The following is a 24,297-nucleotide window of genomic DNA, read 5'->3' as shown; positions in this document are numbered from 1 at the left end:
CGTTCTTTTTTCTATTCGATGGGCATCCAAATCTCAATGATGTCGTCCGCTCCACCTTGCCCGTGAATATAGCGCTCGAAGTCGACCGCGTCTCGTAGCGTCACGTCTGGAACGTTTACTAGCTGCTCATACGTAGACGGAATCATCGGGATGCCTCCCTCCACCGTCGCGACGATATAGTTCCCTTTCGTCAGTTCGACACTTCGCGCACTTTCTCCCGACACCGGCTTCGTCATCCCCGCGACATAACCGTTCTCCTGCGGGAGACAGACCCCGTACGACTCGTCTGTCGTCAATTCTGGTTGAAGCTTGGCCCACATGTTCGGGATCTCCTCTAACGTACCACCATATCCATAGACGGAAATGGCTTCATTCAACATCTCATATCGAATCTTCATGTCGTTCCCTCCTGATTGCATCAATCGAATCTGCCTCTCGATTCGATGAAGTCGTTCGATTTCTGCCTGGACTTCATCCAATCGTGTTTCTAGTAATGTATCAACCGGTAGACCCGATTGAATTTGTTCTAGACGGAGTCCAATTTGACGTAATCGTTTGATTTCACTTAACCGTCGAATCTCTTCCATCCCGTACATTCGATACTGATTCTCGGTCCGCGTCGGGCGGACCAATCCGCGCGCTTCATAAAATTTGATCGCCTTGACCGACAATCCGGTCACATGGGCGACTCTTCCGATTGGAATCACGGTTTCCCCACCTCCTACTTTCACTGTACAGTCGCCCCTTAGAGGCAGGTCAATCATTAGTTTTCAGGGACCCGGACACCGAAGACGTATCGGCTATCTCCTTGCGACCACTCTCCGCCGACTTCATAGAGATAGATGCCCGGCTCATCCGGAACGACGAGTTCGGAAGAGACGAGTTCTCCATCCTCGATTCGATTGAAACTCGATGTCATCGGTTCTGCATGATAGACGACATCGATCCGGTCTCCCGGTTTGACAGTGATCAGTTGAAGATCGTCCGCTTCCGGTAGTCCGTAATCGGCGCATGTCGCTTGATTGCCGGTCTCCCAACAGTACGTCGATTGTTCCACTTCTGCCGATACCGAACCAACCCGAATCGTTGGAAGCGGCGGCTTGACACTGTCCTCTCCATCCCCAAATAAGGTCATGGCGAAATAAACGATTCCCGCCCCGACAAGTACAAACAGTAAGATCATCCACACACGTCGATTTCGTTTCACGGTCTCATCTCCTTTCTTCACTAGTTCCCTGTCACGAGATAAAATCCCTACTCTAACAAAAAAAGACCCACTTTCGTGAGTCTTGTGCGTCATTTCGGGCGACGCAGTCCTTTCATCATATAACCGCCTTTGAAGTCGATTGGGTCAAATGCGACGAGGAACGCTTTCGGTTCATGCTTCTCGACGAGTTCACGCAGTTCTTTCATCCGGGTACGGGCCGCCAATACGTCAAGACGGTAACGGACCCCGTCACGTCCTTGCCCTTGATAATGCGTAACTCCATATCCGTTGTCACGCATCTGTTGGATGAGTTCCGCTGGATATTCTTTCGTATGGACTTGAATCATGTTGTAACCGATGGCGAGTTTTCGTTCGACGAAACCGCCAAGTAAGATTCCGAGCCCGAAGCCGACCGCATACACGATCATACCGACCGTCGTCAGATCCTGGAACACGATGCCGAGCGCAAAAATATAGATTAGCGTTTCTAACGTTCCGAATAGACCGGCGATGACGGTCTTCCCTTTCACGAGCATGATCGTCCGGAGCGTTAACACCGGAACGTAGATTAGTTGTAGTAGTAGGATGAGTAAGATTTGACCCATTTGATCGACCTCCGTTCCAATTCATTATCACCACTATTCCAAATTTCTGAAAGAGATGCAACTAAAAAAGGCTGACCGGAGTCAACCTTTCACTTAGTTATCTAGATTCTTTACGCTCGTGAGCAACTCGTAGTCTTTACGAATGACTTCGTAGATTGCGTTCTTGTCCCCGTTCAACAACTCTTCCGCACGAAGCTGGTTCAAGAAGAGGCTTGTAGCGAACGTGACGAGTGCACTTTTCGGAATTCCGATTTCTTTAGCACGCTCTGTGATGACTTGGTCGAGCTTAGCGTCAATCGTGAGCGATAATCTTTTCTTTTCATTCGACATAATGATGAAGCTCCTTTTACTCGCTTTTCATAAAACCTATACACAATTGCTTATTATATAGGAAGAATGGTTTTGGCGCAACCGCATCACGAGGATGCGATCTCATCGCCGCTGCGCACGCGCTCGGCAATCTGGTCAATTTTACGAAGTCTATGGTTGATTCCTGATTTCGAGATCGGACCGGACTCGAGCATCTCCCCGAGCTCCTGTAACGAGACGTCTTGATGCGTGACGCGCAGTTCGGCGATTTCCCGCAATTTTTTCGGTAAGACGTCGAGTCCGACCGTCCGTTCCAAGAACTTGATGTTCTCGACTTGGCGCAATGCCGCACCGACCGTCTTGTTCAAGTTGGCCGTCTCACAGTTGACGAGACGGTTGACGGAGTTTCGCATATCTTTGATGATTCGTGCGTCTTCGAACTCCAACATACCCCGGGTCGCCCCGATCAACTTGAGGAAGTCCGAAATCTTTTCACTTTCTTTCATATACAGGATATGCCCTTTTTTCCGTTCGAGCGTCTTCGCATTCAACTCAAACCGGTTCGCCAAATCACGTAGTGCCTGGTTATGGTTTTCGTACAAGCTATAGATTTCGAGGTGGTACGAGGACGTTTTCGGATGGTTGATTGACCCGCCTGCGAGGAAGGCGCCACGCAAGTAAGCGCGCGCTAAGTTCTCGTCCCCCGTCATATCCGAGTTCAGTGTCCGAATCATCTCGTAATTCTCTCCGAGGATCTCAAGATCCCGAAGCATCGTTTCCGCATGCTGTGACACTCGGACGATGTAGACGTTGTTCTTTTTCAAACGCATTTTCTTCCGTACGAACAAGTCTAACGGATGGTCGTAAAGGCGTTTCATCAACGAGTAAATCCGCCGGGCGATCGAGGCGTTCTCCGTCGAGACATCTAAGGTCATACCTCGTCCAAGGGCGAGCGAGATGACCCCGTTCATCCGAACGAGTGCCGACAGTTCCGCTTTCGCTTCCGTGTCGGTCACTTCGAGTTGTGTCAATTCTTTCTTCACATCTGAGGCAAAGCTCATCGAGTCCCCCTCCTTTCTATCTTTCCAACAATCTTTATTTCAGTTCCAATTCTTGAAATGAGCGCGGCTTCTTGATGCGGAGTACCCGCTGCATGACGAGTCCGGCGATTGCGTCGGAATCATGACGGATATACTCCCGATTATAGTCGACGATGTCCCCAGCGAGAACGTTCGTGCCATAGTTCCGGAGCTTCTTCCGATCGAAACGGACCTCTTCCGATCCATCCTCACGGTAACGCTCCAAATACTCTTCTTCAATCGGTTCGTTGTTGACGACAATCGTGTCAATCGATGCCTTCCCAAGGTACGACTCGATGACTTTCAAGTGTTTCATCGCGTCATAGCCTTTCGTCTCACCTGGTTGCGTCATCACGTTACAAATATAGACGACCGGGACTTTCGATCGGATGATGGCTTCCCGTACAGCTGGGATAAGCAAGTTCGGGATGATACTCGTATAGAGACTCCCTGGACCGAGCACGATGACATCTGCCTCTTCAATCGCCTCGACGACGCCCGGGGCCGGTTCAATGCCTTCTTCGAGTAAAAACATCCGTTTGATCGGTTGCTCATGAAGGGGGATCTTGGATTCCCCTTGGACGATGGTGCCGTCCTCAAACTCGGCTGCGAGGGTCATGAGCGTCTCAGTCACCGGCAATACTTTTCCTTGTGCGTTCAAGAGCTGCGACATGACATCGATCGCTTTGACAAACGAGCCTTCGCAGATGTGGGTCGCCGCCGTGAGCATCAAGTTTCCAAGGGAATGCCCTTCTAAACCAAATCCCGTATCGAAGCGGTATTGTAAAATCTTATCCATTAACGGTTCGACTTCCGACAATGCCAAGATGACATTACGGATATCGCCCGGAGGCAACATATGAAACTCGTCACGAAGACGTCCCGAGCTCCCCCCGTCGTCCCCGACCGTGACGATTGCCGTGATATCGAGTGGATAATGTTTCAACCCACGAACGAGAGTGGACAATCCTGTCCCTCCCCCGATAGCGACTACTTTCCGATCTCGTCTCATGTCACTTCTCCTTCGTCGCGTGAGCGAGGTCTCGGTGGACCGTCTTCACGTTATAACGTTCAGCAAAGTGCTCCGACACTTTCTCAGCGAAGGTAATCGACCGATGCTTCCCACCGGTGCAACCGAATGCCACGACGACTTGCGTCTTGCCTTCCCGTTTATATTGCGGGAGAAGGAACTCGAGCATGTCGATCAACTTTTTATAAAATGCTCGTGCCTCCGGATGAGACATGACGTATTCCTGTACTTCTGTCGTCTGACCCGTGAGTGGACGGAGCTCAGGGATATAGAATGGGTTCGTGATGAAGCGAACGTCGAACAACAAGTCGATATCGAGCGGAACCCCATGTTTGAAACCGAACGACATGAAGTTGACTGTGAACGGGATCCGTTCTTCATTGAATTGTTGGAGGATGCGGTCCTTCAACATCTGAGGCTTCAATTCGCTCGTATCATACAGCGTGTGAGCCCGATCACGGAAACCTTCTAACAGTTCGCGCTCCATCTTGATGCCGACAAGTGGCGCATCTTCCGGTGCGAGCGGATGGGACCGTCGCGTCTCTTTATAACGGCGAACGAGCACGTCGTCCCGCGTCTCTAAATACAACAGGTGCGGATGCACATTCTTTTTTTCCAAATCGTCGATGACGATGAATAAGCTATCGATAAAGTCTCGTGTCCGTGTATCGATGGCGACCGCGATTTTCGGTCGGACCGAGCTGATGACATCAATCAATTGTGGCAAGAGCACCGGTGGCAAGTTGTCGACACAAAAATAGCCGAGGTCCTCGAAACTATTCATGGCGACCGACTTCCCAGCCCCGCTCATCCCACTGATGATGATCAATTCTTCTAATCCTTTAAAGTCTTCCATCTCGCTGACGCCCCCTTAAAATTGACAACCTAGCCGTGTGTGTAGCTCTCTCCATCTAGTATAACGAACGTCCGAAAAAAAGAGAAGGACCGCGGTTCCCCGCAGTCCTACCTTCTTGAATCATGCGTTTTGTTCTTGCAACGATTCGAGGAGCCCCTCGATGAAGTGTTGAGCATTCTGAGCGGCAATCGACCCGTCGTTCGTCGCTGTGACGACTTGACGGAGCGTTTTCTCACGGACGTCACCGGCCGCGAAAATCCCTGGGATATTCGTTTCCATCGCCTCGTTCGTGACGATGTAACCTTGTTCGTTCGTGATGCCGAGGTCTTGAACGAATCCTGTAATCGGGTTCATCCCGATATAGATGAAGACGCCGTCAATCTCGTGGTCTGTCTCTGTCCCGTCAACTGTGCTGACGAGACGAGCTCCACCGACTTTCCCGTCTTTCTCTGTGATTTCTTTCAATGTGTGGTTCCAAATGAAATCGATTTTCTCATTGTCGAACGCACGTTTTTGAAGAATCTTCTGAGCGCGAAGCTCATCGCGACGGTGAACGATCGTCACCTTGTTCGCAAAGCGTGTCAAGAAGACACCTTCTTCAACAGCCGAGTCGCCACCGCCGATGACGAACAAATCTTTCCCTTTGAAGAACGCTCCGTCACATACCGCACAGTACGATACGCCACGGCCACCGAGTTCTTCTTCTCCCGGTACGCCGATTTTCTTATACTGAGCACCAGAGGCGAGGATGATTGCACGTGCTTTATAGTCACGGTTGTGCGCATGCACGATTTTATATTGTGTTTCATCCGAGATGCTTTGCACGTCCCCATATGCATACTCCGCACCGAACGCTTTCGAATGGTCGAACATTTTTTGAGACAAGTCAGGACCAAGGATGCTGTCATAGCCCGGATAGTTCTCGATGTCTTCCGTGTTGGCCATCTGACCACCTGGAATCCCACGTTCAATCATAAGTGTTGAAAGGTTCGCACGTGAAGCATATAGCGCAGCGGTCATTCCGGCAGGACCGGCACCGATGATAATGACGTCATAAATTTTTTCTTCTGTCATGTTGATTCCACCTCTGCAAGAAATTGATTGCCTTTAGTATAAGAAACCTGTAAGGGTATCGTCTATCTTTATGCTTGTTCGAGTGTCCGTTTGAACGAACGGACCGTCTCTGTCAACGTGTCGACCGAGAGATGGAAGGCGTTCGCACAATTTTCGAGAATCAATGCGTCCCGTTTCGTATAAAACATCCAGACGAGCGCAGCGGCCGATGCCGTTACGTCCATGAATGATTCATCAGACAACAGAAGCGTCGCGAAACGTTCATAGAAGTCACCCTCTAGGCTCATCCGTTCCGCTTCTGATACATGTGCTTCAGCCAAGACGAGCGCATCAAACGCACGCTTGATCCGGACGTCTCCTTTGAACGGTTGCTGACAAAGGTCGGCACGACACATCTCTGCGAACGCACGGACCGTCCCGTTTTCCGTCACCGCATTCGTGAGCGCAAGCGCTTCGAACGCTTCGTCATCTTTTAAGTTGGCGATGATTCGGATAATCTCGATTCGAGCCAAGTCGCTCTCTTGACGCAATCCTTGGACGAGCGCCGAACGAAATTCGAGGTTTTCTCGGATGTCGAAGCTTTGTTTCTCTTCAAACTGTTTCATCTCTTCATTGTTCAAGTAGGTGGCTGCCTCTTCAAGTCGTCCTGTCTTATAGGCAGACACGCTGAGCCAATGCCCAAACAATGGGTCCCCACGGAATCCGCGGTCTTTCAATAGACGTAGTTCTTCATATGCACGGTCGTAATGTCCGACAAGCGCGAGTGTCGTCGCTAATTTATAACGTAAGTCAAATTGGAGTGGACGGACACGTGTGAGCGGTGTCGACAACTGCAGGGCCACTTCCGATTGACCCGCTTCATGGAGCAAGAGAATCGTGTTCAAGATTGCATGCAAGTTGCCTGGATTTTGGTCGAGCACGTATTCGAGCGTCCGGAATGCCGCTTGGTCATCACCAAGGTAAAAACTGACGACCGACAGATTGTTGTATGCTGGCCAAAACGATGGATATTGACCGATGAGACGCTCGAGTGTCACCTTTGCCGCAAACAATCGTCCTTTATCGATTTGACGCTGCGCTTCCGTATGCCACGTGATCAATTCGTCTTCTTCCTCGTCCTCTAACTCTTGTTCGAGTTCGATCAGTTCAAGAAGGGATTGCACGGCTTCCCTGAAGTGACCTTTCGTGTCACGGGCGAGATATTCGGATGCATAGTGCGCCGCTTCCTCATATTGAGAGACATAGGCACAGTTGCTTGCTAAGTGATACAGTGCCTCTGTTGCGGTCTCATCGAGCTCTAATACTCGTTTCCACACGTCATTGGCGTGGTAGACCTCCCCTACTTCAAATAACAGTTCTGCGTACTGTTTATGATAGTCGACGCGATGCGTGGCTGCCGCTGTCGCTTCAGCCATGAAAAAAGTCGCTTCATCCAGGCGACCTTCACGTAACGCACGACGACCTCTATAGTAGTGGAGCTCCGCAGCGAGCGGAGATTCTGGTTCGGGTAGCGTCATTACTGCTTCATAGTTCGCTTCCATATTCTAAATCCTCCACATCATCTCTAAATCTTTTTTTAGTTGCAGGGATAAGAATACCGCACTCGAACAGCGAGGGCAACTGAAAAAGTTAAAAAAAATTGCGACTATATTCCCTCTATAATGAATATTTTTTACTAGGTTCAAAAATTGTTTTTGAACGAAAATATGATAGCTTCATTTCTGTACATTTATCCATGAAAAAGCGGAATCTCTTTAAAAAAAAGTGATACCGCTCAAGTATTATTGATTCTGTATGAACAAAATACTCATGAAAACATTTTGCGAAAAATTGTGTCAAATATGTGTCAACGATTGAAGCTTTGAACCGATGACCCGCTCTCCTGGTAAGACGTCACGGTGCACGACCGCGCCCGCGCCGATGACGGCACCGTCCCCGATGGTTACCCCTGGCAGGATGGTAACGTTCGCACCGATCAATACGCCATCACCGATGATGACGTCCCCGATCCGATACTCGTCTACGAGATACTCATGACAGAGGATCGTCGAATTGAATCCGATGACCGTATTGCGACCAATCGTGATACGTTCCGGGAACATGACGTCCGGTGTGACCATGAGAGCAAGGGCACTATATTCTCCGATATTCATCCCGAGGAACGTCTGGTAAAGCCAACGCTTTGCCTTCACCGACGGAAAGTAACGACCGACCAGAACGACCGTCGTGTTTTTGAAGACACGCAGAAAGCGAATCGTCTGATACATTTGCCAAAGCGGATTCGGTCCCTCGATGTGATATCGTGTCGTCTTACGCATGAATACTGACCTCGTCTAGCCACGCCTCGAAATGTTCCATCGAGTCGATGATGACGTCCGGTTCGAGCGATTCGAGGAATGGACGCCCTTTGAGGGCCCAGCCGACAGCGACCGTCTTCGTTCCGGCATTTTTCCCGCTGAAGATATCCGTGTCGTTGTCTCCGACCATGACGGCGCGTTCTGGTGACGAGTCGAGTGCTTGTAGTGCACGCTCGACCGGTTCAGCGTGAGGTTTTTCGTTCTCGACATCATCCGCTGTCACGACGACGTCAAATAAGTGGTCGATATTGAACAATCGAAGACCGCGCTCGACTACCGGACGACCTTTCGACGTGACGATGCCCATCTTGTATCCTTTCGCATGAAGGCGATATAGCCCCTCGATGACTCCTGGATACTCTGCGACGAGTTGGTCATGCATGGCGATGTTGAAGCTCCGATAGAAGGCTTGCATCTCTTTCCATTCCGGCTCGTTGAGTTCACGGAACGACTTTTCGAGCGTCGGTCCGATGAATCGATAAATGTCTTCATCCCGATACGTATGTTCCGGGAAATAATAGTCGAACGTATGGCGGAAACTCGCGATAATGAGTGGGTTCGTATCGAGTAATGTACCGTCTAAATCAAATAAGATCGTATCCATTAATCAAACAATCCTTTCTCTGATGGGTCGTTGTAACGTTTCGCCTTGCGACGAAGAATCATCGTGACGATACCGAAGAGGATCAAGGCGATTGACACCATTTGCGCCGCACGCAAATCTCCGGACATGAGACTGTCCGTACGAAGTCCCTCGATATAGAAGCGACCGATTGAGTACCAGACGAGGTATGACAAGAAGATATACCCACGTCGTGGATTGCCAATCATGCGCCACGCGACGAGAAGGATGACCCCGATGATATTCCATACACTTTCATATAAGAAGGTCGGGATATAATAAGTCCCATCGATGTACATCTGATTGACGATCCAGTCTGGTAGCATGAGCGTATCTTGCAAGAAACTACGCGTCGTCTCGCCACCATGTGCCTCTTGGTTCATAAAGTTTCCCCAACGCCCAATGGCTTGTCCAAGAAGAAGCGATGGCGCCAAGATGTCCGTCACTTTCCAGAACGACATCGACTTTCGCATACAATAGACGATGACGACAAGGAGAGCACCGAAGATGGCTCCATGAATGGCAATCCCACCTTGACGAATGTCGATGATTTGTCCGAGGTTCTCTGAATAATAATCCCATTGGAACGTCACGTAATAAATGCGCGCGAAGACGATGCTGATCGGAATCGACCAGATGACGACATCCACGAGTCGTTCCGAATCATAATTGATACGTTTTGCTTCGTATAAGGCGAGGACGAGACCAAGCATCGCCCCGAAGGCGATAATCATGCCGTACCAATAGATTGGCAAAGAGCCAATCTCAAACGCCACACGATCAAATGTCGGTTCTACCATGCTCACAAGTCTCCTTCAGTATCCTGAATCGCGTTCGCGAGACGTTCTGCGAACTCTTCAGCCGTATTGATTCCCATATTTTGCAGACGATAGTTCATCGCTGCGACCTCGATGATGACTGCCAAGTTTCGACCAGGTCGAACGGGGATGGTCAAGAGCGGAACTTCACTGTCGATGATTTTCATCGTATTGTGGTCGAGTCCGACACGGTCGTATACTTTGCCCGCGTCCCAGTTCTCCAAGTTGACGATGAGACTGATCTTTTTATGCGACCGAACCGCACCCGCACCGAACAACGTCATGACGTCGATGATGCCAATCCCACGAATCTCGAGCAGGTGACGAATGAGCTTCGGTGCTGATCCGACGAGGAGCTGGTCCCCCGTTTGACGAATCTCGACTGAATCATCGGCGACGAGGCGGTGCCCCCGTTTGACGAGTTCAAGTGCCGTCTCAGATTTCCCGACACCACTCTGGCCCTTGATGAGGACACCAACACCGTAAATATCGACGAGCACACCGTGCATCGCCGTCATCGGTGCTAGTTCCATCTCTAGGAAGTTCGTAATTTGTGATTCAATCGATGTCGTCACCGCATTCGTTCGCATGAGAGGAACGTTTGCTGCTTCCGCCTCTTCTTCGATTTCTTTTGGAATATCGAAGCCACGCGTGATTAAAATTCCTGGCGTCTGTTCCGTACACAAGATTTTAGCTCGTTCACGACGCTTCTCTTCCGAGAGGCTCGCATAGAATGTCAACTCCGTCTTCCCAAGCACTTGCAGGCGGTTTTTGGCATAGTGCGTATAATAGCCAGCAAGGACGAGACCCGGTCGACTCAGGTCGGGTGTTGCGACCGGTCGATGAAGTCCTTCCTCTCCCGCAATAACTTGAAGTTTAAAACGCTCAACAACTTGAGCGGTACGTACGATATTTTGCATCAGTATCTGCCCCTTTCACGCTCATTATTGTATCATAGCTCTTTCTAAGACGGGCTAGGGAAGTGATGAAGAACGTGTCAAAAAATTGTTGAAACCATCCTATTACACCGTTCGTATGTAGGGTATAGGCTAACTAGGAGGTGGAATAATGGAAGGTTTATTTGGAATTGTCATCTTATTTGCGCTAGTGATTGGAATTGGGTCCCTCGTTTACATCATCAAATCGTTAATCGATATGTGGAAAGAATATGCCGCGACGAAAAATGAGACGATCTTGCTCTTGTTCATCTTGAACATCATCGGATTCTTCTTGTCCGGAGCGCTCATCTCCATGATTGTCGCCATCATCTTCTATTGGAATCGCTCGAAGTCGATGCGCCTTCTTGGAATCATTCTCTTGATTGCCGGACCGGTCCTCTTCATCGTGTTTGCTATCAGCGCCTTCACTCTGTTTGATACACAGATGATGGATTGGCAACAGATGGAGTACGAAATGAATCTATAATCAAAAAATCCCGAAGGCTGAGCCTTCGGGATTTTCTTATTGTTGATGGAACGGATTGTTCAAATCGCCCGGGTCGACAGGATCGACCGGGTCAGCCGGTTCCACTTTATCTTCATCGAGGAATGTGGATGGCGTATAGACCGAACCGTGCTCCAAATCGATTGTACCGGTACGCGTCCCCGCCTCGACTTCGATACGAGGGGTTTGACCGCGACCCGATAAGAATTCCAGACGACGCTGTGCGACGTCCTTGCGGTCACGGATGATTTCGAGCTCATCAAGCAAGCAATGCAGACCACCGAAATTCGTCTCGAGCTCCCCTTCGACCTCGACGCCGTGTGGTAACACGAGTCGAATGTTCCCGGCGAGTGACGCGAGTTCAAACTTCGCAGGACGAGCTGTCGCCAGTTCCGCGCGGATGTTTCCGTTCCCGGTCTTGAGGGAGGCTTTATCGTACTTCCCACCGACGATGACGGCACCGTTTCCGGTCCGAACGTGAACGAGTTCCGCTTCGACACCTTCGACCTCGACCGTCCCATTACCAGTGTTCAGTAATAGTTCGGATGCATGCACGTCATGGAGCACGACACGCCCGTTTGCGGTTTGCACACGAACGTTCTCGACATCGAGACCATCGGCACGGACTTCACCGTTCAACGTTTGAACAAGAAGATGGTTGAAATGGTGGTGCGGGACGTACAGTTCCACGTGGGCCCGGACGAGTTTATCACGGAGCGAAACGACGAGACGATCACCAATGACAGAGTGCTTAACCGCAGACTGTAACTGTTCGAGCGCCTTATCCGCATCTTGTTGGCGAAGCGGACGACCCGTGACAATCAGTTCACAATCTTCGGCATCAGACGAAACAATCGTCGCCGACGCGTTGAACAGGTCGAGCGAGATATCGCTACCTGTGAACGGGAACGACTTCGAATACGTCACTTCCGGACCAAAGTTCGAGCTGAATGAGAAGTCGCTGTCGCGAAGTTTCGTCACGAGCCCTTCCACTGCAGATGTCAGTTTCGTTGTGAGCGATTCAACCGAATAGGCATCGACCTTTTCTGTATCCTGTCGCTCTTCAAGCGCTTGAACCTGTTCCGGTTCAAGTCGCTCGAGACGTTCGAGTTGCGTCATCGCCTCCTCGATCGTCATCTTGCCTTCCTTCACTTGCTGGAGAATCAGTTCACGCATTTCTTGTTTCACGTTCGTTTTCCCCCTTCAATTTGGTTGCACGTCAATTACCTTCCCGTTTCTCACCATTTCTATACTTATTTCTTTTTTCCTGCTTTCGGTTTCACTCGGGCTGCATCTCGTTCGAGAACCGGCTTCAAATACTTACCGGTATACGAGCCTGACACTTCCGCGACTTCTTCTGGTGTCCCCGTTGCGACGATGAGTCCGCCACCATCTCCACCCTCTGGTCCGAGGTCAATCAAATAATCGGCCGACTTGATGACATCGAGGTTATGCTCGATGACGAGCACCGTGTCCCCGTTCTCGACAAGACGTTGCAACACTTTCAACAAGCGCGCGATGTCGTCGACGTGAAGACCGGTCGTCGGTTCGTCCAGAATATAAATCGTTTTCCCGGTCGACCGTTTATGAAGTTCCGAAGCGAGTTTGACACGCTGGGCTTCCCCACCCGAAAGTTCCGTCGCCGGCTGACCGAGTTTCATATAGCCAAGACCGACGTCATAAATCGTTTGAATCTTCCGCTTGATTTTCGGAATCTTTTCAAAGAATTCGAGTCCTTCCTCAATCGTCATATCAAGGACGTCTGCGATCGTCTTTCCTTTGTACTTCACTTCGAGCGTTTCACGATTATAGCGTTTCCCGTGACAGACCTCACACGGAACGTAGACGTCAGGAAGGAAGTGCATCTCGATTTTGATGATCCCATCCCCACGACATGCTTCACAGCGCCCGCCTTTAACGTTGAAACTGAAACGTCCCTTCTTGTAGCCGCGCATCTTCGCTTCATTCGTCGAGGCGAAGACGTCACGAATATCATCAAAGACACCCGTATACGTGGCCGGGTTCGAACGAGGGGTCCGTCCGATCGGGGATTGGTCGATATCGATGACCTTATCGATATGCTCAAGTCCTTCAATCTTCTTGTGCTTGCCTGGCTTCGCTTTGGCCCGGTTCATATTGTGCGCGAGCGATTTATAGAGAATCTCATTGATGAGGGTCGATTTACCCGATCCCGAGACCCCTGTTACGGCAACGAACATCCCGAGTGGAATGGAAACGTCGACGTCTTTTAGGTTGTTCTCTTCTGCTTTGACGATCTTTAAGAAACGTTCGTCTGGCATCTTCCGTTCAGCCGGAAGTGGGATGAACTTCTTCCCAGCAAGATATTGACCGGTGAGCGAGTTTTTATTTTTCATCAGTTGTTTCGGCGTCCCGGCCGCAATGACCTGTCCGCCATGTTCTCCTGCGCCTGGTCCGATATCGATCAAGTAGTCGGCTTCCATCATCGTGTCCTCGTCATGCTCGACGACGATGAGCGTGTTGCCGATGTCCCGCATCTGTTTGAGGGTCGAAATCAACCGATCGTTATCACGTTGATGAAGACCGATGGATGGTTCGTCAAGGACATATAAAACACCCGTGAGACGAGACCCAATTTGTGTCGCGAGACGAATCCGCTGCGCCTCCCCACCCGAGAGTGTTCCAGCGGCACGAGAGAGCGTCAAGTAGTCGAGACCGACGTTATTCAAAAAACTGAGTCGTTCCCGAATCTCTTGGAGGATGAGACGGGCGATGGCGATCTCTTTCTCGCTCAACTGCTCGTTGAGTCCTTCAAAGAACGCAAGTGCGTTCACGACCGATTTCTCCGTCACTTGCCCGACGTGCTGACCCGTGATCTTGACGGCGAGCGACTCTTCTTTCAAGCGATAGCCGTGACATGTCGGACACGCATGTGTCGCCATGTACATTTCCATCTGCTCACGGATATAGTCGGATGTTGTCTCCCGGTAACGGCGCTCGATGTTACGGAGCACCCCTTCAAAGAAAATGGTATTCGTCCGCACTTGACCGAAGTCGTTCTCGTAGCGGAAGAGGAACGATTCCTCCGAAGATCCGTTCAAGACGAGGTCCTGATCACGTTTTGATAGGCGCTCGAACGGCACGTCCATGTCGATGTTGAAATGCTGGCACATCGCAGACAAAAGTTGTGGATAGTACTGGGAACTTGTCGGTTGCCATGCGGCAATCGCCCCCTCTTTCAACGTCTTCGACGGGTCCGGGATGACGAGTTCTGGGTCGACGTCTAGTTTCGTCCCAAGACCATCACACGTCGGACATGCACCGAATGGCGAGTTGAATGAGAACATCCGAGGTTCGAGTTCGCCGATGGAGAACCCGCAGATCGGACAGGCGTGATGCTCACTGAAGAGAAGCTCGGTGCCATCCATCTTATCGATAATGACACGGCCGTCCGCAAGACGTAATGCCGTCTCGAGTGAGTCGGCGAGGCGCCCTTCGACGTCAGGTCGGACGACGAGGCGGTCGACGACGACTTCAATCGAATGCTTCTTGTTTTTATCGAGCTCAATCTCATCCGTCAATTCAATCGTTTCACCATTGACACGGACACGGACGAATCCCTCTTTCTTTAACGAGTCGAATACTTTCACGTGCGTCCCTTTCCGACCCGACACGATTGGCGCCAAAATCTGGAGTCGTGTCCGCTCCGGCAACTCCATCACCTGGTCGACCATCTGCGAAATCGTTTGACTCGAAATCTCGATGCCGTGGTTCGGACAGACCGGTTTCCCGATTCTTGCAAACAATAGACGAAGGTAATCATAAATCTCGGTCACCGTCCCGACCGTCGAACGCGGGTTACGACTCGTCGTCTTCTGGTCAATTGAGATGGCCGGGCTAAGTCCTTCAATCGTATCGACGTCTGGCTTATCCATCTGTCCAAGGAACTGACGGGCATAGGCGGATAAGCTCTCGACGTACCGACGCTGTCCTTCCGCATAAATCGTATCGAACGCAAGTGACGATTTCCCGGAGCCGGACAAGCCCGTCAAGACGACGAGCTGGTCACGTGGGATATCGATGTCAATATTTTTTAAATTGTTGACGCGTGCCCCTTTGATGACAATCGCATTTTTCTTTTCAGCCATTTAATTCCCTACCTTCAACTCCAAGATTAAGTCACGCAATTCGGCCGCGCGTTCGAACTGGAGATCGCGTGCCGCTTGCTTCATTTCTTCTTCCAACTTGGCAATCGCCGCCTCGCGTTCGGCCGGCTTCATCGTACTGAGCGATTCGAGTGCTTCCTCTTCCGCCTCGACCGTCGCCCGAATGACCCCTCGGACGTCTTTTCGAATCGTCTGCGGGGTGATGCCATGTTCTTCATTATAAGCCTGTTGAATCGACCGACGACGATCCGTCTCTTCGATGGCACGCGCCATCGAATCGGTCATCTTGTCCGCGAACAAGATGACATGTCCGTTCGCGTTACGCGCCGCTCGTCCAATCGTCTGGATGAGCGAACGATCGGAACGAAGGAATCCTTCCTTATCGGCATCGAGAATCGTCACGAGGCTGACCTCTGGAATGTCAAGACCCTCCCGCAACAAGTTGATTCCGACGAGCACGTCATATTTACCGAGACGAAGGTCACGAATGATTTCGATTCGCTCGAGCGTCTTGATTTCGGAGTGCATATAGTTGACCTTGATTCCCGCTTCGCGTAAGTAATCGGATAGGTCCTCTGCCATCTTCTTCGTGAGCGTCGTCACGAGCACGCGCTCGTCGCGCTTGATGCGTTCGCGAATCTGATCCATCAAGTAGTCAATCTGACCTTTGATTGGATGAATCTCGATTGTCGGATCAAGTAACCCGGTCGGACGGATGATTTGCTCAATCATGTTCGGCGTATGTTCGAGTTCGTACGGACCTGGTGTCGCCGAGATGAAAATCGCTTGTGAGACTTTCTTCTCGAACTCATCGAACTTGAGCGGACGGTTATCCTTCGCCGAAGGGAGACGGAAGCCGTGGTCGACGAGCACTTGTTTCCGTGCCTGATCCCCGTTGTACATCCCGCGTACTTGCGGAAGCGTCACGTGCGACTCATCAGCGACGAGTAAAAAATCTTCCGGGAAGTAATCGATTAATGTGTACGGGGTTGAACCTTCAGGCATCAAGTTCAAGTGTCGCGAATAGTTCTCGATTCCTGAACAATACCCCATCTCACGCATCATTTCCAAATCGTAATGCGTTCGTTGCTCGAGTCGTTGCGCTTCTAAGAGCTTCCCTTCTTCGCGGAACTTCACAAGTTGTTCCTCAAGTTCCGCTTCGATGTTGACGATTGCCTTTTGCAATTTTTCGTCGCGTGTGACGAAGTGGGATGCCGGGAAGATGGCGACGTGATCACGGTCTGCGATGATTTCACCCGTCAACGGATCCATCTCACGGATGCGGTCGATCTCGTCTCCGAAGAACTCGATGCGCATGCAGTGTTCGTCACGCGATGCTGGGAAGATCTCGACGACGTCCCCGCGGACACGGAAACGTCCACGCTGGAAATCGATATCGTTTCGTTCATATTGAATGTCGATGAGTTTACGTAACATCTCGTCACGTCCCATCTCTTTCCCGACGCGAAGGCTCAAGACGAGGCTCCGATATTCTTCCGGGTTACCGAGACCATAAATACAGGAGACAGATGCGACGATGATGACGTCATCGCGCTCAAAGAGAGCCGACGTCGCCGAGTGACGCAGCTTATCGATTTCATCATTGATTGAAGCATCCTTCTCAATGAACGTATCCGTCGACGGCACGTACGCTTCCGGTTGATAATAGTCATAGTAACTGACGAAGTACTCGACCGCGTTGTTCGGGAAGAACTCTTTGAACTCCGAGTAGAGCTGACCGGCGAGCGTCTTGTTATGGGCGAGGACGAGTGTCGGCTTCTTTACTTCTTGAATGACGTTCGAGACGGTAAACGTTTTACCCGTACCCGTTGCACCGAGGAGCGTCTGATACCGGTCACCTCGATTTACACCTTCGACAAGCTGTCGAATCGCTTCAGGCTGGTCGCCTCCTGGTTGAAATTCAGATTGTAATGCAAACGGAATCGATTCCATAAGATACTCCTCACCTTCTCATTTCATAAGTGTCTTGATTATACCATAGACACGAACAAATATTCGCTTATTAGCTTGTAGGTTAATTCATTTTATTTCTTTTTTTCATTCAATCCATTGTTCATTTCTTTTTCCTTTACTGTCTCAAAAGAAACATCTTGTTCCATCCAAATCATCACATCAAGATTTCAACAGAATCACTTTTGTGGCATAAAGCATTACACTTTTCAGATTGGACTATGTCCCTAGTAAATTGGAATGCTTGAAATATCCGAAAAAAACATCCACTTCGTGAACGTTTCGCTCTGCTTCTTAACTCTTTTGTGAAGTTTACAGCTGTAAATGTGAACATTTGTAGGAAAAAAGTAGGATTTTTTAAAAACACTGTTTTAAAACGCTTACATTTTGGGCATATAATGAAGTGGTAAGTCAAATTGCATAAGGGAGAAAGGGGAGTATCACATGTCAGCATTTGTCAGTGAAATTATTGGTACGATGCTATTGATTCTGCTCGGTAACGGTGTCGTCGCCGGCGTCGTCCTCCGCCATTCCAAAGCGGAAAACTCTGGCTGGATTGTCATCACAATGGGTTGGGGTCTTGCCGTTATGGTCGGGGTCTACGCAGCCGGAATTTACGGAGGCGCTCACATCAACCCTGCCGTCACGATTGGTCTCGCGACAGCAGGCGAATTCCCATGGGCTGATGTCCCACTTTACATCCTCGCTCAGTTTATTGGAGCCATCATCGGGGCATGTTTGGTTTATGTCCACTACAAGCCGCACTATGATGCGACAGACGATCCTGGTTTAAAACTGGCGACGTTCTCGACAGCTCCAGGTATTCGAAGCACGCCGTACAACTTGATTGGTGAGATTATCGGAACATTCGTCCTTGTCTTTGCATTGTTGTCATTCGGGGCAAACACATTCGCAGACGGACTCAATCCACTCATCGTTGGTTTCTTGATTGTATCGATTGGTCTTTCGCTCGGTGGTACGACGGGATATGCGATCAACCCGGCACGTGACCTTGGGCCACGTATCGCACACGCATTCCTTCCAATTAAAGGAAAAGGATCTTCAGATTGGGGTTATTCATGGATCCCGGTCGTCGGTCCGATTATCGGTGCGATTATTGCCGCACTCATCTACGGTATTCTCGTCCCTTAACACATAATTTTGAAGGAGGAAATCACATATGGCGAAAGAAAAACGTTATATTTTAGCATTGGACCAAGGAACGACAAGTTCACGGGCAATCATCTTTGATCATGATGGAAAAATTGTCACAGTCGCACAGCGCGAATTCAAACAATACTTCCCAAAACCAGGCTGGGTCGAGCACAACGCCAATGAGATTTGGGGTTCTGTCCTCGCCGTTATGGCGGAAGCGTTCGGTTCTGCTGATATCGACCCGAATGAGATTGCCGGAATCGGGATCACGAACCAACGTGAAACAGCTGTCGTTTGGGAAAAGGAAACAGGACGCCCTGTCTATAACGCCGTCGTCTGGCAATCCCGTCAAACCGCCGACATCTGTGAAGAGCTGAAAGCAGCCGGTCATTCCGATATGGTCCGCGACAAAACAGGTCTCCTCATCGATGCCTACTTCTCAGGAACGAAAGTCAAATGGATTCTTGACAACGTCGAGGGTGCACGTGAAAAAGCTGAGAACGGCGAACTCCTCTTCGGGACAATCGACACGTGGCTCATCTGGAAACTCTCTGGTGGAAAAGCACACGTAACCGATTACTCGAACGCATCGCGTACACTCATGTACAACATCTACGAGCAGAAGTGGGATGACGAGTTACTCGAGATCTTGACAGTGCCTAAATCAATGCTTCCTGAAGTCAAACCGTCAAGTGAAGTCTATGCGAACACGATTCCATACCACTTCTTCGGATTCGAAGTCCCGATTGCCGGAGCTGCAGGTGACCAACAGGCCGCCTTGTTCGGACAAACTTGCTTCGAAAAAGGTGAGGCGAAAAACACGTATGGAACAGGTTGTTTCATGCTCATGAACACGGGAGAAGAAGCCGTCAAATCTGATCACGGTCTCTTGACGACAATCGCTTGGGGCTATAACGGGAAAGTAGAATACGCGCTCGAAGGTTCGATCTTCGTCGCCGGTTCGGCGATCCAGTGGCTCCGTGACGGATTGCGGATGTTGAAATCAGCGAAAGACTCGGAACAGTATGCGACACGGATCGAATCAACTGACGGTGTCTACGTCGTTCCTGCCTTCGTCGGTCTCGGTGCACCGTATTGGAACTCTGACGTCCGTGGTGCCATCTTCGGTCTCACGCGTGGGACAGAGAAAGAACAGATGGTCCGGGCGACAATCGAGTCACTCGCTTACCAGACACGTGACGTCCTCACGTCGATGGAGAGTGACTCAGGCATCAACTTGAAGACGCTTCGCGTCGACGGTGGGGCCGTCAGTAACAACTTCCTCATGCAGTTCCAATCGGACATTCTCAACGTCCCGGTCGAGCGTCCTGAAGTGAGTGAAACGACTGCACTCGGTGCCGCCTACTTGGCAGGTCTCGCCGTTGGATTCTGGAAAGACCAAGCCGAAGTCAAAGAACAGTGGAAACTCGACAAGAAGTTCGATCCAAACATGGATGAGTCTCATCGCGAAGCCCTCTACAAAGGATGGCAACACGCTGTCGAAGCCACAATGGCATTCAAGCCTTCAAAACTTGATGTATAAGACGAACGGGCATCCTCACGGGTGCCTTTTTGTATGCAAAAAAGAGTACCCATGACGGATACTCTTACAGTTTACGTAAGCGGACTCTCGGGCTCGTCGGTTCCCCGACGAACAAAATTCCGAGCTCATGTGGATCGGTCTCATACATCGCTCGTTGAACGAATCGGATATCCCCGTTCAGATTCAATACTTCCAGTTTGATGTACGGCTTATGTTGCTGGAGCGCCTCATAAAAACTATGCCCTCCTGTGATGACCGTCCCGTTGACTTTATAGATCGATTCACCCGGGATGAGCTGCATCGTCTCCCCAGGTGAGTTCGGTAACGTGTCGACGATGACCGCCCCACGGTTTCCATTGATGAAAACGGGTGTCGTTCCCCGATTCTCGCGTTTGATCCATTGTAAGCCGAGCTCATAGAGGACGAATATCGTCAATACTACATAGTCGACATATGGAATCTTAAACGCATATGAGAGGGCGAATAAACCGAGAGCGATCAAAGCGAGTACGGCACGATAATTGCTCAATCGTGCGAGAAGCGTTCCTGGTAAGGCGCCGGTCGACAATAAACTGACCCCGATGGGAATCGGAAGAATGATGGGCACCATCGGCCAGTCGAGACCGAACATCGGTGGCACGAAGACGACGAGCGGGAAAAACCAAATCCGTTTGACGACATGCCCTCCGATAAACTGCCCCCGTTTCGACAAGATCAAGGTCGGGGATGTCTCTTTTGGTCCGTTCCAGCGCAAGAGAATCGCTTCCGCAAGGGTGACGAGGCCGAATGTGAGCGCATAGACCGTCCAATCGACCTGAGCGAGTGCTGCTACCCAATCACGAAGCGCCCCATATGCGACAACATCGCGTAACAAGACGACCCCGAACAACACGAGAAGAGGCAGCACCGGATTAAAGAATCGCGGATGCATCGTCAAGACGACGAGCGTATAGAGAATCGTGAACGAGACGGCCCACTCAAACGTGATGGTCGTCTCGAGTAAAATCGTCACGGCCGATGAGAGGACCGCTAACAGAAGACTCGGCCAGATGAAATGTCTCCATTCCGACTTCGGTGAGCGACGTCTCGAACGGAACATGGCCCGTTCTCGCTTGACCCGTGTCAGCGATATGTATGTAAGGGCGACGAGTGTCACCCAAAACAGCGGACTACCTAACAACGTCAATAAAGCCGTAACACCCATTCGTACAACTTCCACGCGGTCCAACCCTTTCTTTCATACAACGTTATTTTGCGGCTTCTTCAAGCGCACGATTCAATTGGGCGTCATTCGCCTCATCTTGAATCGCTTCGAGCAATTTCGCTTCGAGTGCAGAGGCTGTCTCTTCATCGACAGTTCCAGAAGCCTCGAGACCATTGTCTGTCTGGAATGCTTTCACGGCGTTCGCCATCGTGTCCCCGTAATATCCCGGCTGACCGCCTGGCTCATAGCCGATTCCAGTTAAAATTTTATGCAAGTTCGAGACGGCGTCACCGTAATCTCCGACTTGGAGTGACTCTTCTTCTGTCAGGACACGGGTCACGTTGAAGAAGTCCGGTTGCTCCACTTCAATGTCCGGCTCGATGCCCTTCTTGTTAATCCAATTTCCGTCCGGTGTGAGCCATTTGCTCGTCGTCAATTTCAAGTTACTGCCGTCCTCTAAGTCGAACGCCGTCTGGACGACACCTTTTCCGAACGTCTTCGTCCCGATGATGGTCGCGCCTGCTCCTTCTTTCATCGCACCAGTCAAAATCTCAGATGCCGAGGCAGAACCCTCATCCGTCAAGACAAACAGGTCATACGGTTTCGCTTCACGAGCGCGACCGTTTTGTGCATCACGGTCACCGTCCGCATTCTCGATTTGGACGACCGGTTTTGATGTCGGGACGAACCCTTCCGACATCTCGATGACGGCAGGCAAGAGACCTCCCGGATTTCCACGAACATCGATGATCAAGCTATCGATTTCTTCTGACTCGAGTTGCTCGAGTTGTTCGAGGAATTCATCAGCCGTCGGTTCTGAGAATTGGGTGACTTGGAGATACCCAATCTTTTTACCGTCTTTCTCTTTCACTTCAGAGAAGACCGTCTCGATTGGAATCGTGTCACGTATGATCTCGTAGTCCGCCGTCTGACTGCCACGGCGAATCGTCAATGTGACGGTCGTCCCTTTTTCTCCTCGAATCAATTGGACGGCCTCCTGTACATCCATCCCTTCAATCGACTCCCCGTCGACCGCTGTGATGATGTCACCGGGACGAAGTCCAGCCTCTTCGGCCGGAGCGCCTTTGATCGGAGCGACAATTAAGATGTCCTCTCCTTTCTTCTCCAAAGTCGCGCCGATTCCTTCAAAACTCGATTCAATCGAGTCCGTAAATTGTGACGTTTCTTCCGCATCCAAGAAATCCGAATACGGGTCGTTCAGCGCTGCGGTCATCCCGTCGAGCGCACCGGTCAATAAATCGTCTTCTGAGATGTCCTGTAACGAATGTTCTTCAATCAAATCACGTACTTGGTCGACTTTATCCCAGCCTTCCGCATTCGTTTGAATGGGAAGCGATGTGTCTGTAAACGCCATCGTCGCAAGGCCTGCACCGGCCCCAGCCACGAACGTTGTGCCAGCGAGTAGTCCTGCGGTTGAATTTTTCACGGGTTGGTCCCTCATTTCTCTTTGTAAGTCTTTTCATTAGTATAGCAAAAACTAGAGGAAAAGCGGACGCGTTCCACATATTTGGGACGCGTCCGCTTCTGTCAGTATCCAATATACGGGGCCGGGTTAATTGCGTTCGGCTGTCCCGGTGCCCATTTCCCTCGGTGTAACTCAAAATGAAGATGGGGTCCCGTCGACCAGCCGGTATTGCCAAGCGTTCCGACCGTCTGTCCCGCCGCCACTTGTTGACCGGCTCCGACTGTGATCGCATTTAAATGGGCATAGACGGTCGTCCAAATCTCACCGTTGATGACATGCGAAACGAAGACGACATTTCCATACCCGGTCGCCGGTGCCGCCTTGATGACGACACCTGGTGCGCTTGACACGATTGGTGTTCCAGACGCATTGACGAGGTCAATGCCCTTGTGAATCTCCGGCACACCTGTCAACGGGTTGTCTCGTGGACCGAACGGACTAGACACATAACCGGACACAGGACGAACGAATCCCGTGGACGTGGACACATTCGTCGGTGTTTCGGTTGGTGCGGTCACTTCTGGTGCCTCCTCGACCTCCGACTCACGGGCTTCCGCTTCTGCTTGTGCTCGCTCTTCAGCGGCACGCGCCTCAGCTTCACGTTTGGCACGTTCCGCTGCCTCTGCGGCTTCTCGTTCGGCAGTCGCAATCGCCTCTAGTTGTTCACTGATGATGCGGTTCTGTTCAGCCATGACCGCCTGCTCTTCACTGCGCGTCATCTTTTCGAGCTCGAGCTGCTCTACTTGTTCGTTCAGTTCAACCAACAGGTCACGTTTCTTCTCGGCCGTCCGGTCAAGGTCTTGCTTGGTGATGACGAGCTCGCGCTCTTTTTGCTTGATGAAAGAGAGCTGGGTACGTTGTGTCGACTCGAGCGACTCCAAACGTTCCATCTCACTCATATAATTATGTATGAGCTCCCGGTCCTGTTCAGCGATCGTGCGGGCCGTCATAGCCCGTGTCACGAAGTCGCCGAAGGAACGGGACTCAAAAATGACTTGTAAATAGGAAGTGTCTTCATGTACTTGCAAAACGCGAAGGCGCTCGTTCACGAGTTCCTTCTGGCTTTCCAAGTATTCTTCCTGAACGGAAAGTTGTTGGCGGGTCGACTCGAGTTCTGCCCGGGCTGTATCGACCTCATGCTGCTGAATGGCGATTTGTTCGCTCAATTCATTCAACCGGTCGTCGACGACGTGTATTTCCGTCTTCACGGCATCACGCTCTGCCTCGGTGATCTCGAGTTCGGCATCCGTCTCGGCCTGCGCTTTTTTCGACTCCTCCAACTCATTGGACAGTCGATCTTGTCGAGCTTTCAACGTGTCTTTCTCTGTCGCCATGACCGGCATGGCAAGTAACGATACACACAACCCTAGCGCAAGCGAACGTTTCATCCGCC

Annotated in this window: 22 protein-coding genes; 3 read left to right on the top strand and 19 right to left on the bottom strand. The window is 50.7% G+C overall.

Going from position 1 to position 24,297, the window contains the following annotated elements:
• Positions 1-11: 11 nt before the first annotated feature.
• The 13 genes from KOG47_RS03490 to hprK form a co-directional block, all read right to left on the bottom strand.
• Positions 12-707: a MerR family transcriptional regulator gene (locus tag KOG47_RS03490; RefSeq protein WP_159562635.1), complete on the bottom strand. Its 696-nt coding sequence runs from the start codon at positions 705-707 to the stop codon at positions 12-14.
• 56 nt (positions 708-763) lie between these two features.
• Positions 764-1,207 (bottom strand): hypothetical protein, encoded by a 444-nt coding sequence (locus KOG47_RS03485; RefSeq protein WP_236548933.1) that lies wholly within the window; start codon positions 1,205-1,207, stop codon positions 764-766.
• A gap of 89 nt (positions 1,208-1,296) precedes the next feature.
• Positions 1,297-1,812, bottom strand: a complete 516-nt coding sequence (locus KOG47_RS03480; protein WP_012726919.1) for a DUF2179 domain-containing protein — start codon at positions 1,810-1,812, stop codon at positions 1,297-1,299.
• 93 nt (positions 1,813-1,905) lie between these two features.
• The gene (locus tag KOG47_RS03475) at positions 1,906-2,142 is read right to left on the bottom strand and encodes a hypothetical protein (RefSeq protein WP_012726920.1); all 237 of its coding nucleotides are present in this window, start codon (positions 2,140-2,142) and stop codon (positions 1,906-1,908) included.
• A gap of 86 nt (positions 2,143-2,228) precedes the next feature.
• Positions 2,229-3,182, bottom strand: a complete 954-nt coding sequence (whiA, locus tag KOG47_RS03470; RefSeq protein ID WP_159562637.1) for a DNA-binding protein WhiA — start codon at positions 3,180-3,182, stop codon at positions 2,229-2,231.
• A 34-nt stretch (positions 3,183-3,216) separates the two neighbouring features.
• Complete coding sequence (locus KOG47_RS03465; RefSeq protein WP_074036285.1) at positions 3,217-4,212, bottom strand: gluconeogenesis factor YvcK family protein; 996 nt, start codon at positions 4,210-4,212, stop codon at positions 3,217-3,219.
• 1 nt (position 4,213) lies between these two features.
• Positions 4,214-5,086 carry an RNase adapter RapZ gene (rapZ, locus tag KOG47_RS03460; protein WP_031422867.1) on the bottom strand — a complete coding sequence of 291 codons (873 nt, stop codon included), beginning with the start codon at positions 5,084-5,086 and terminating at the stop codon, positions 4,214-4,216.
• A gap of 120 nt (positions 5,087-5,206) precedes the next feature.
• The gene (trxB, locus tag KOG47_RS03455; RefSeq protein ID WP_074036283.1) at positions 5,207-6,160 is read right to left on the bottom strand and encodes a thioredoxin-disulfide reductase; all 954 of its coding nucleotides are present in this window, start codon (positions 6,158-6,160) and stop codon (positions 5,207-5,209) included.
• A 68-nt stretch (positions 6,161-6,228) separates the two neighbouring features.
• A complete protein-coding gene (locus KOG47_RS03450) occupies positions 6,229-7,701 on the bottom strand; it encodes a tetratricopeptide repeat protein (RefSeq protein ID WP_215243769.1) in 1,473 nt (490 codons plus the stop codon).
• A gap of 294 nt (positions 7,702-7,995) precedes the next feature.
• On the bottom strand, positions 7,996-8,478 hold the full coding sequence (locus KOG47_RS03445) for an acyltransferase (protein ID WP_074036278.1): 483 nt from the start codon (positions 8,476-8,478) through the stop codon (positions 7,996-7,998).
• Entirely contained in the window at positions 8,471-9,121 is a 651-nt protein-coding gene (gene ppaX, locus KOG47_RS03440) for a pyrophosphatase PpaX (RefSeq protein WP_159562639.1), read from the bottom strand. Before ppaX ends, KOG47_RS03445 begins: the two co-directional genes overlap by 8 nt.
• The gene (lgt, locus tag KOG47_RS03435) at positions 9,121-9,939 is read right to left on the bottom strand and encodes a prolipoprotein diacylglyceryl transferase (RefSeq protein ID WP_074036274.1); all 819 of its coding nucleotides are present in this window, start codon (positions 9,937-9,939) and stop codon (positions 9,121-9,123) included. The genes ppaX and lgt overlap by 1 nt, the downstream gene beginning before the upstream one ends.
• A gap of 2 nt (positions 9,940-9,941) precedes the next feature.
• Positions 9,942-10,877: an HPr(Ser) kinase/phosphatase gene (hprK, locus tag KOG47_RS03430; protein ID WP_012726929.1), complete on the bottom strand. Its 936-nt coding sequence runs from the start codon at positions 10,875-10,877 to the stop codon at positions 9,942-9,944.
• 148 nt (positions 10,878-11,025) lie between these two features.
• Between hprK and KOG47_RS03425 the strand changes: the two genes are divergently transcribed.
• The gene (locus KOG47_RS03425; RefSeq protein ID WP_012726930.1) at positions 11,026-11,382 is read left to right on the top strand and encodes a hypothetical protein; all 357 of its coding nucleotides are present in this window, start codon (positions 11,026-11,028) and stop codon (positions 11,380-11,382) included.
• A gap of 36 nt (positions 11,383-11,418) precedes the next feature.
• Here the strand turns inward: KOG47_RS03425 and KOG47_RS03420 are convergent, their stop codons facing one another.
• The 3 genes from KOG47_RS03420 to uvrB all read right to left on the bottom strand — a co-directional run bounded on the left by KOG47_RS03420 (position 11,419) and on the right by uvrB (position 17,498).
• Positions 11,419-12,588 (bottom strand): DUF4097 family beta strand repeat-containing protein, encoded by a 1,170-nt coding sequence (locus tag KOG47_RS03420; protein WP_012726931.1) that lies wholly within the window; start codon positions 12,586-12,588, stop codon positions 11,419-11,421.
• 65 nt (positions 12,589-12,653) lie between these two features.
• A complete protein-coding gene (gene uvrA, locus KOG47_RS03415; protein ID WP_215243768.1) occupies positions 12,654-15,527 on the bottom strand; it encodes an excinuclease ABC subunit UvrA in 2,874 nt (957 codons plus the stop codon).
• Entirely contained in the window at positions 15,528-17,498 is a 1,971-nt protein-coding gene (gene uvrB, locus KOG47_RS03410) for an excinuclease ABC subunit UvrB (RefSeq protein WP_215243767.1), read from the bottom strand.
• A gap of 462 nt (positions 17,499-17,960) precedes the next feature.
• Here uvrB and KOG47_RS03405 point away from each other — a divergent pair, with 462 nt between their 5' ends.
• Positions 17,961-18,668: an MIP/aquaporin family protein gene (locus tag KOG47_RS03405; RefSeq protein WP_047795079.1), complete on the top strand. Its 708-nt coding sequence runs from the start codon at positions 17,961-17,963 to the stop codon at positions 18,666-18,668.
• A gap of 28 nt (positions 18,669-18,696) precedes the next feature.
• On the top strand, positions 18,697-20,214 hold the full coding sequence (gene glpK / locus KOG47_RS03400; RefSeq protein WP_215243766.1) for a glycerol kinase GlpK: 1,518 nt from the start codon (positions 18,697-18,699) through the stop codon (positions 20,212-20,214).
• Positions 20,215-20,278: 64 nt separating this feature from the next.
• On the opposite strand, the gene KOG47_RS03395 is transcribed toward glpK, so the two are convergent.
• The 3 genes from KOG47_RS03395 to KOG47_RS03385 form a co-directional block, all read right to left on the bottom strand.
• Positions 20,279-21,433: a PDZ domain-containing protein gene (locus KOG47_RS03395; RefSeq protein ID WP_236548934.1), complete on the bottom strand. Its 1,155-nt coding sequence runs from the start codon at positions 21,431-21,433 to the stop codon at positions 20,279-20,281.
• A gap of 28 nt (positions 21,434-21,461) precedes the next feature.
• Positions 21,462-22,865, bottom strand: a complete 1,404-nt coding sequence (locus KOG47_RS03390) for a S41 family peptidase (RefSeq protein WP_047795076.1) — start codon at positions 22,863-22,865, stop codon at positions 21,462-21,464.
• Between the two features lie 101 nt (positions 22,866-22,966).
• Positions 22,967-24,292 (bottom strand): murein hydrolase activator EnvC family protein, encoded by a 1,326-nt coding sequence (locus KOG47_RS03385; RefSeq protein ID WP_215243765.1) that lies wholly within the window; start codon positions 24,290-24,292, stop codon positions 22,967-22,969.
• Positions 24,293-24,297: the final 5 nt, after the last annotated feature.

Origin of the sequence: Exiguobacterium sp. s121 (assembly GCF_018617245.1) — a bacterium.
GTDB classification, from domain to species: domain Bacteria; phylum Bacillota; class Bacilli; order Exiguobacteriales; family Exiguobacteriaceae; genus Exiguobacterium; species Exiguobacterium profundum.
The sequence above is the reverse complement of the archived record's forward strand: the minus strand, read 5'-3'. Positions and strand labels throughout refer to the sequence as shown.

Coding starts and splice junctions, on each gene's coding strand:
- KOG47_RS03480 (WP_012726919.1), bottom strand. CDS start 1,812: ATGGGTCAAATCTTACTCATCCTACTACTACAACTAATCTACGTTCCG.
- KOG47_RS03475 (WP_012726920.1), bottom strand. CDS start 2,142: ATGTCGAATGAAAAGAAAAGATTATCGCTCACGATTGACGCTAAGCTC.
- whiA (WP_159562637.1), bottom strand. CDS start 3,182: ATGAGCTTTGCCTCAGATGTGAAGAAAGAATTGACACAACTCGAAGTG.
- KOG47_RS03465 (WP_074036285.1), bottom strand. CDS start 4,212: ATGAGACGAGATCGGAAAGTAGTCGCTATCGGGGGAGGGACAGGATTG.
- rapZ (WP_031422867.1), bottom strand. CDS start 5,086: ATGGAAGACTTTAAAGGATTAGAAGAATTGATCATCATCAGTGGGATG.
- trxB (WP_074036283.1), bottom strand. CDS start 6,160: ATGACAGAAGAAAAAATTTATGACGTCATTATCATCGGTGCCGGTCCT.
- KOG47_RS03450 (WP_215243769.1), bottom strand. CDS start 7,701: ATGGAAGCGAACTATGAAGCAGTAATGACGCTACCCGAACCAGAATCT.
- KOG47_RS03445 (WP_074036278.1), bottom strand. CDS start 8,478: ATGCGTAAGACGACACGATATCACATCGAGGGACCGAATCCGCTTTGG.
- ppaX (WP_159562639.1), bottom strand. CDS start 9,121: ATGGATACGATCTTATTTGATTTAGACGGTACATTACTCGATACGAAC.
- lgt (WP_074036274.1), bottom strand. CDS start 9,939: ATGGTAGAACCGACATTTGATCGTGTGGCGTTTGAGATTGGCTCTTTG.
- hprK (WP_012726929.1), bottom strand. CDS start 10,877: ATGCAAAATATCGTACGTACCGCTCAAGTTGTTGAGCGTTTTAAACTT.
- KOG47_RS03425 (WP_012726930.1), top strand. CDS start 11,026: ATGGAAGGTTTATTTGGAATTGTCATCTTATTTGCGCTAGTGATTGGA.
- uvrA (WP_215243768.1), bottom strand. CDS start 15,527: ATGGCTGAAAAGAAAAATGCGATTGTCATCAAAGGGGCACGCGTCAAC.
- uvrB (WP_215243767.1), bottom strand. CDS start 17,498: ATGGAATCGATTCCGTTTGCATTACAATCTGAATTTCAACCAGGAGGC.
- KOG47_RS03405 (WP_047795079.1), top strand. CDS start 17,961: ATGTCAGCATTTGTCAGTGAAATTATTGGTACGATGCTATTGATTCTG.
- glpK (WP_215243766.1), top strand. CDS start 18,697: ATGGCGAAAGAAAAACGTTATATTTTAGCATTGGACCAAGGAACGACA.
- KOG47_RS03385 (WP_215243765.1), bottom strand. CDS start 24,292: ATGAAACGTTCGCTTGCGCTAGGGTTGTGTGTATCGTTACTTGCCATG.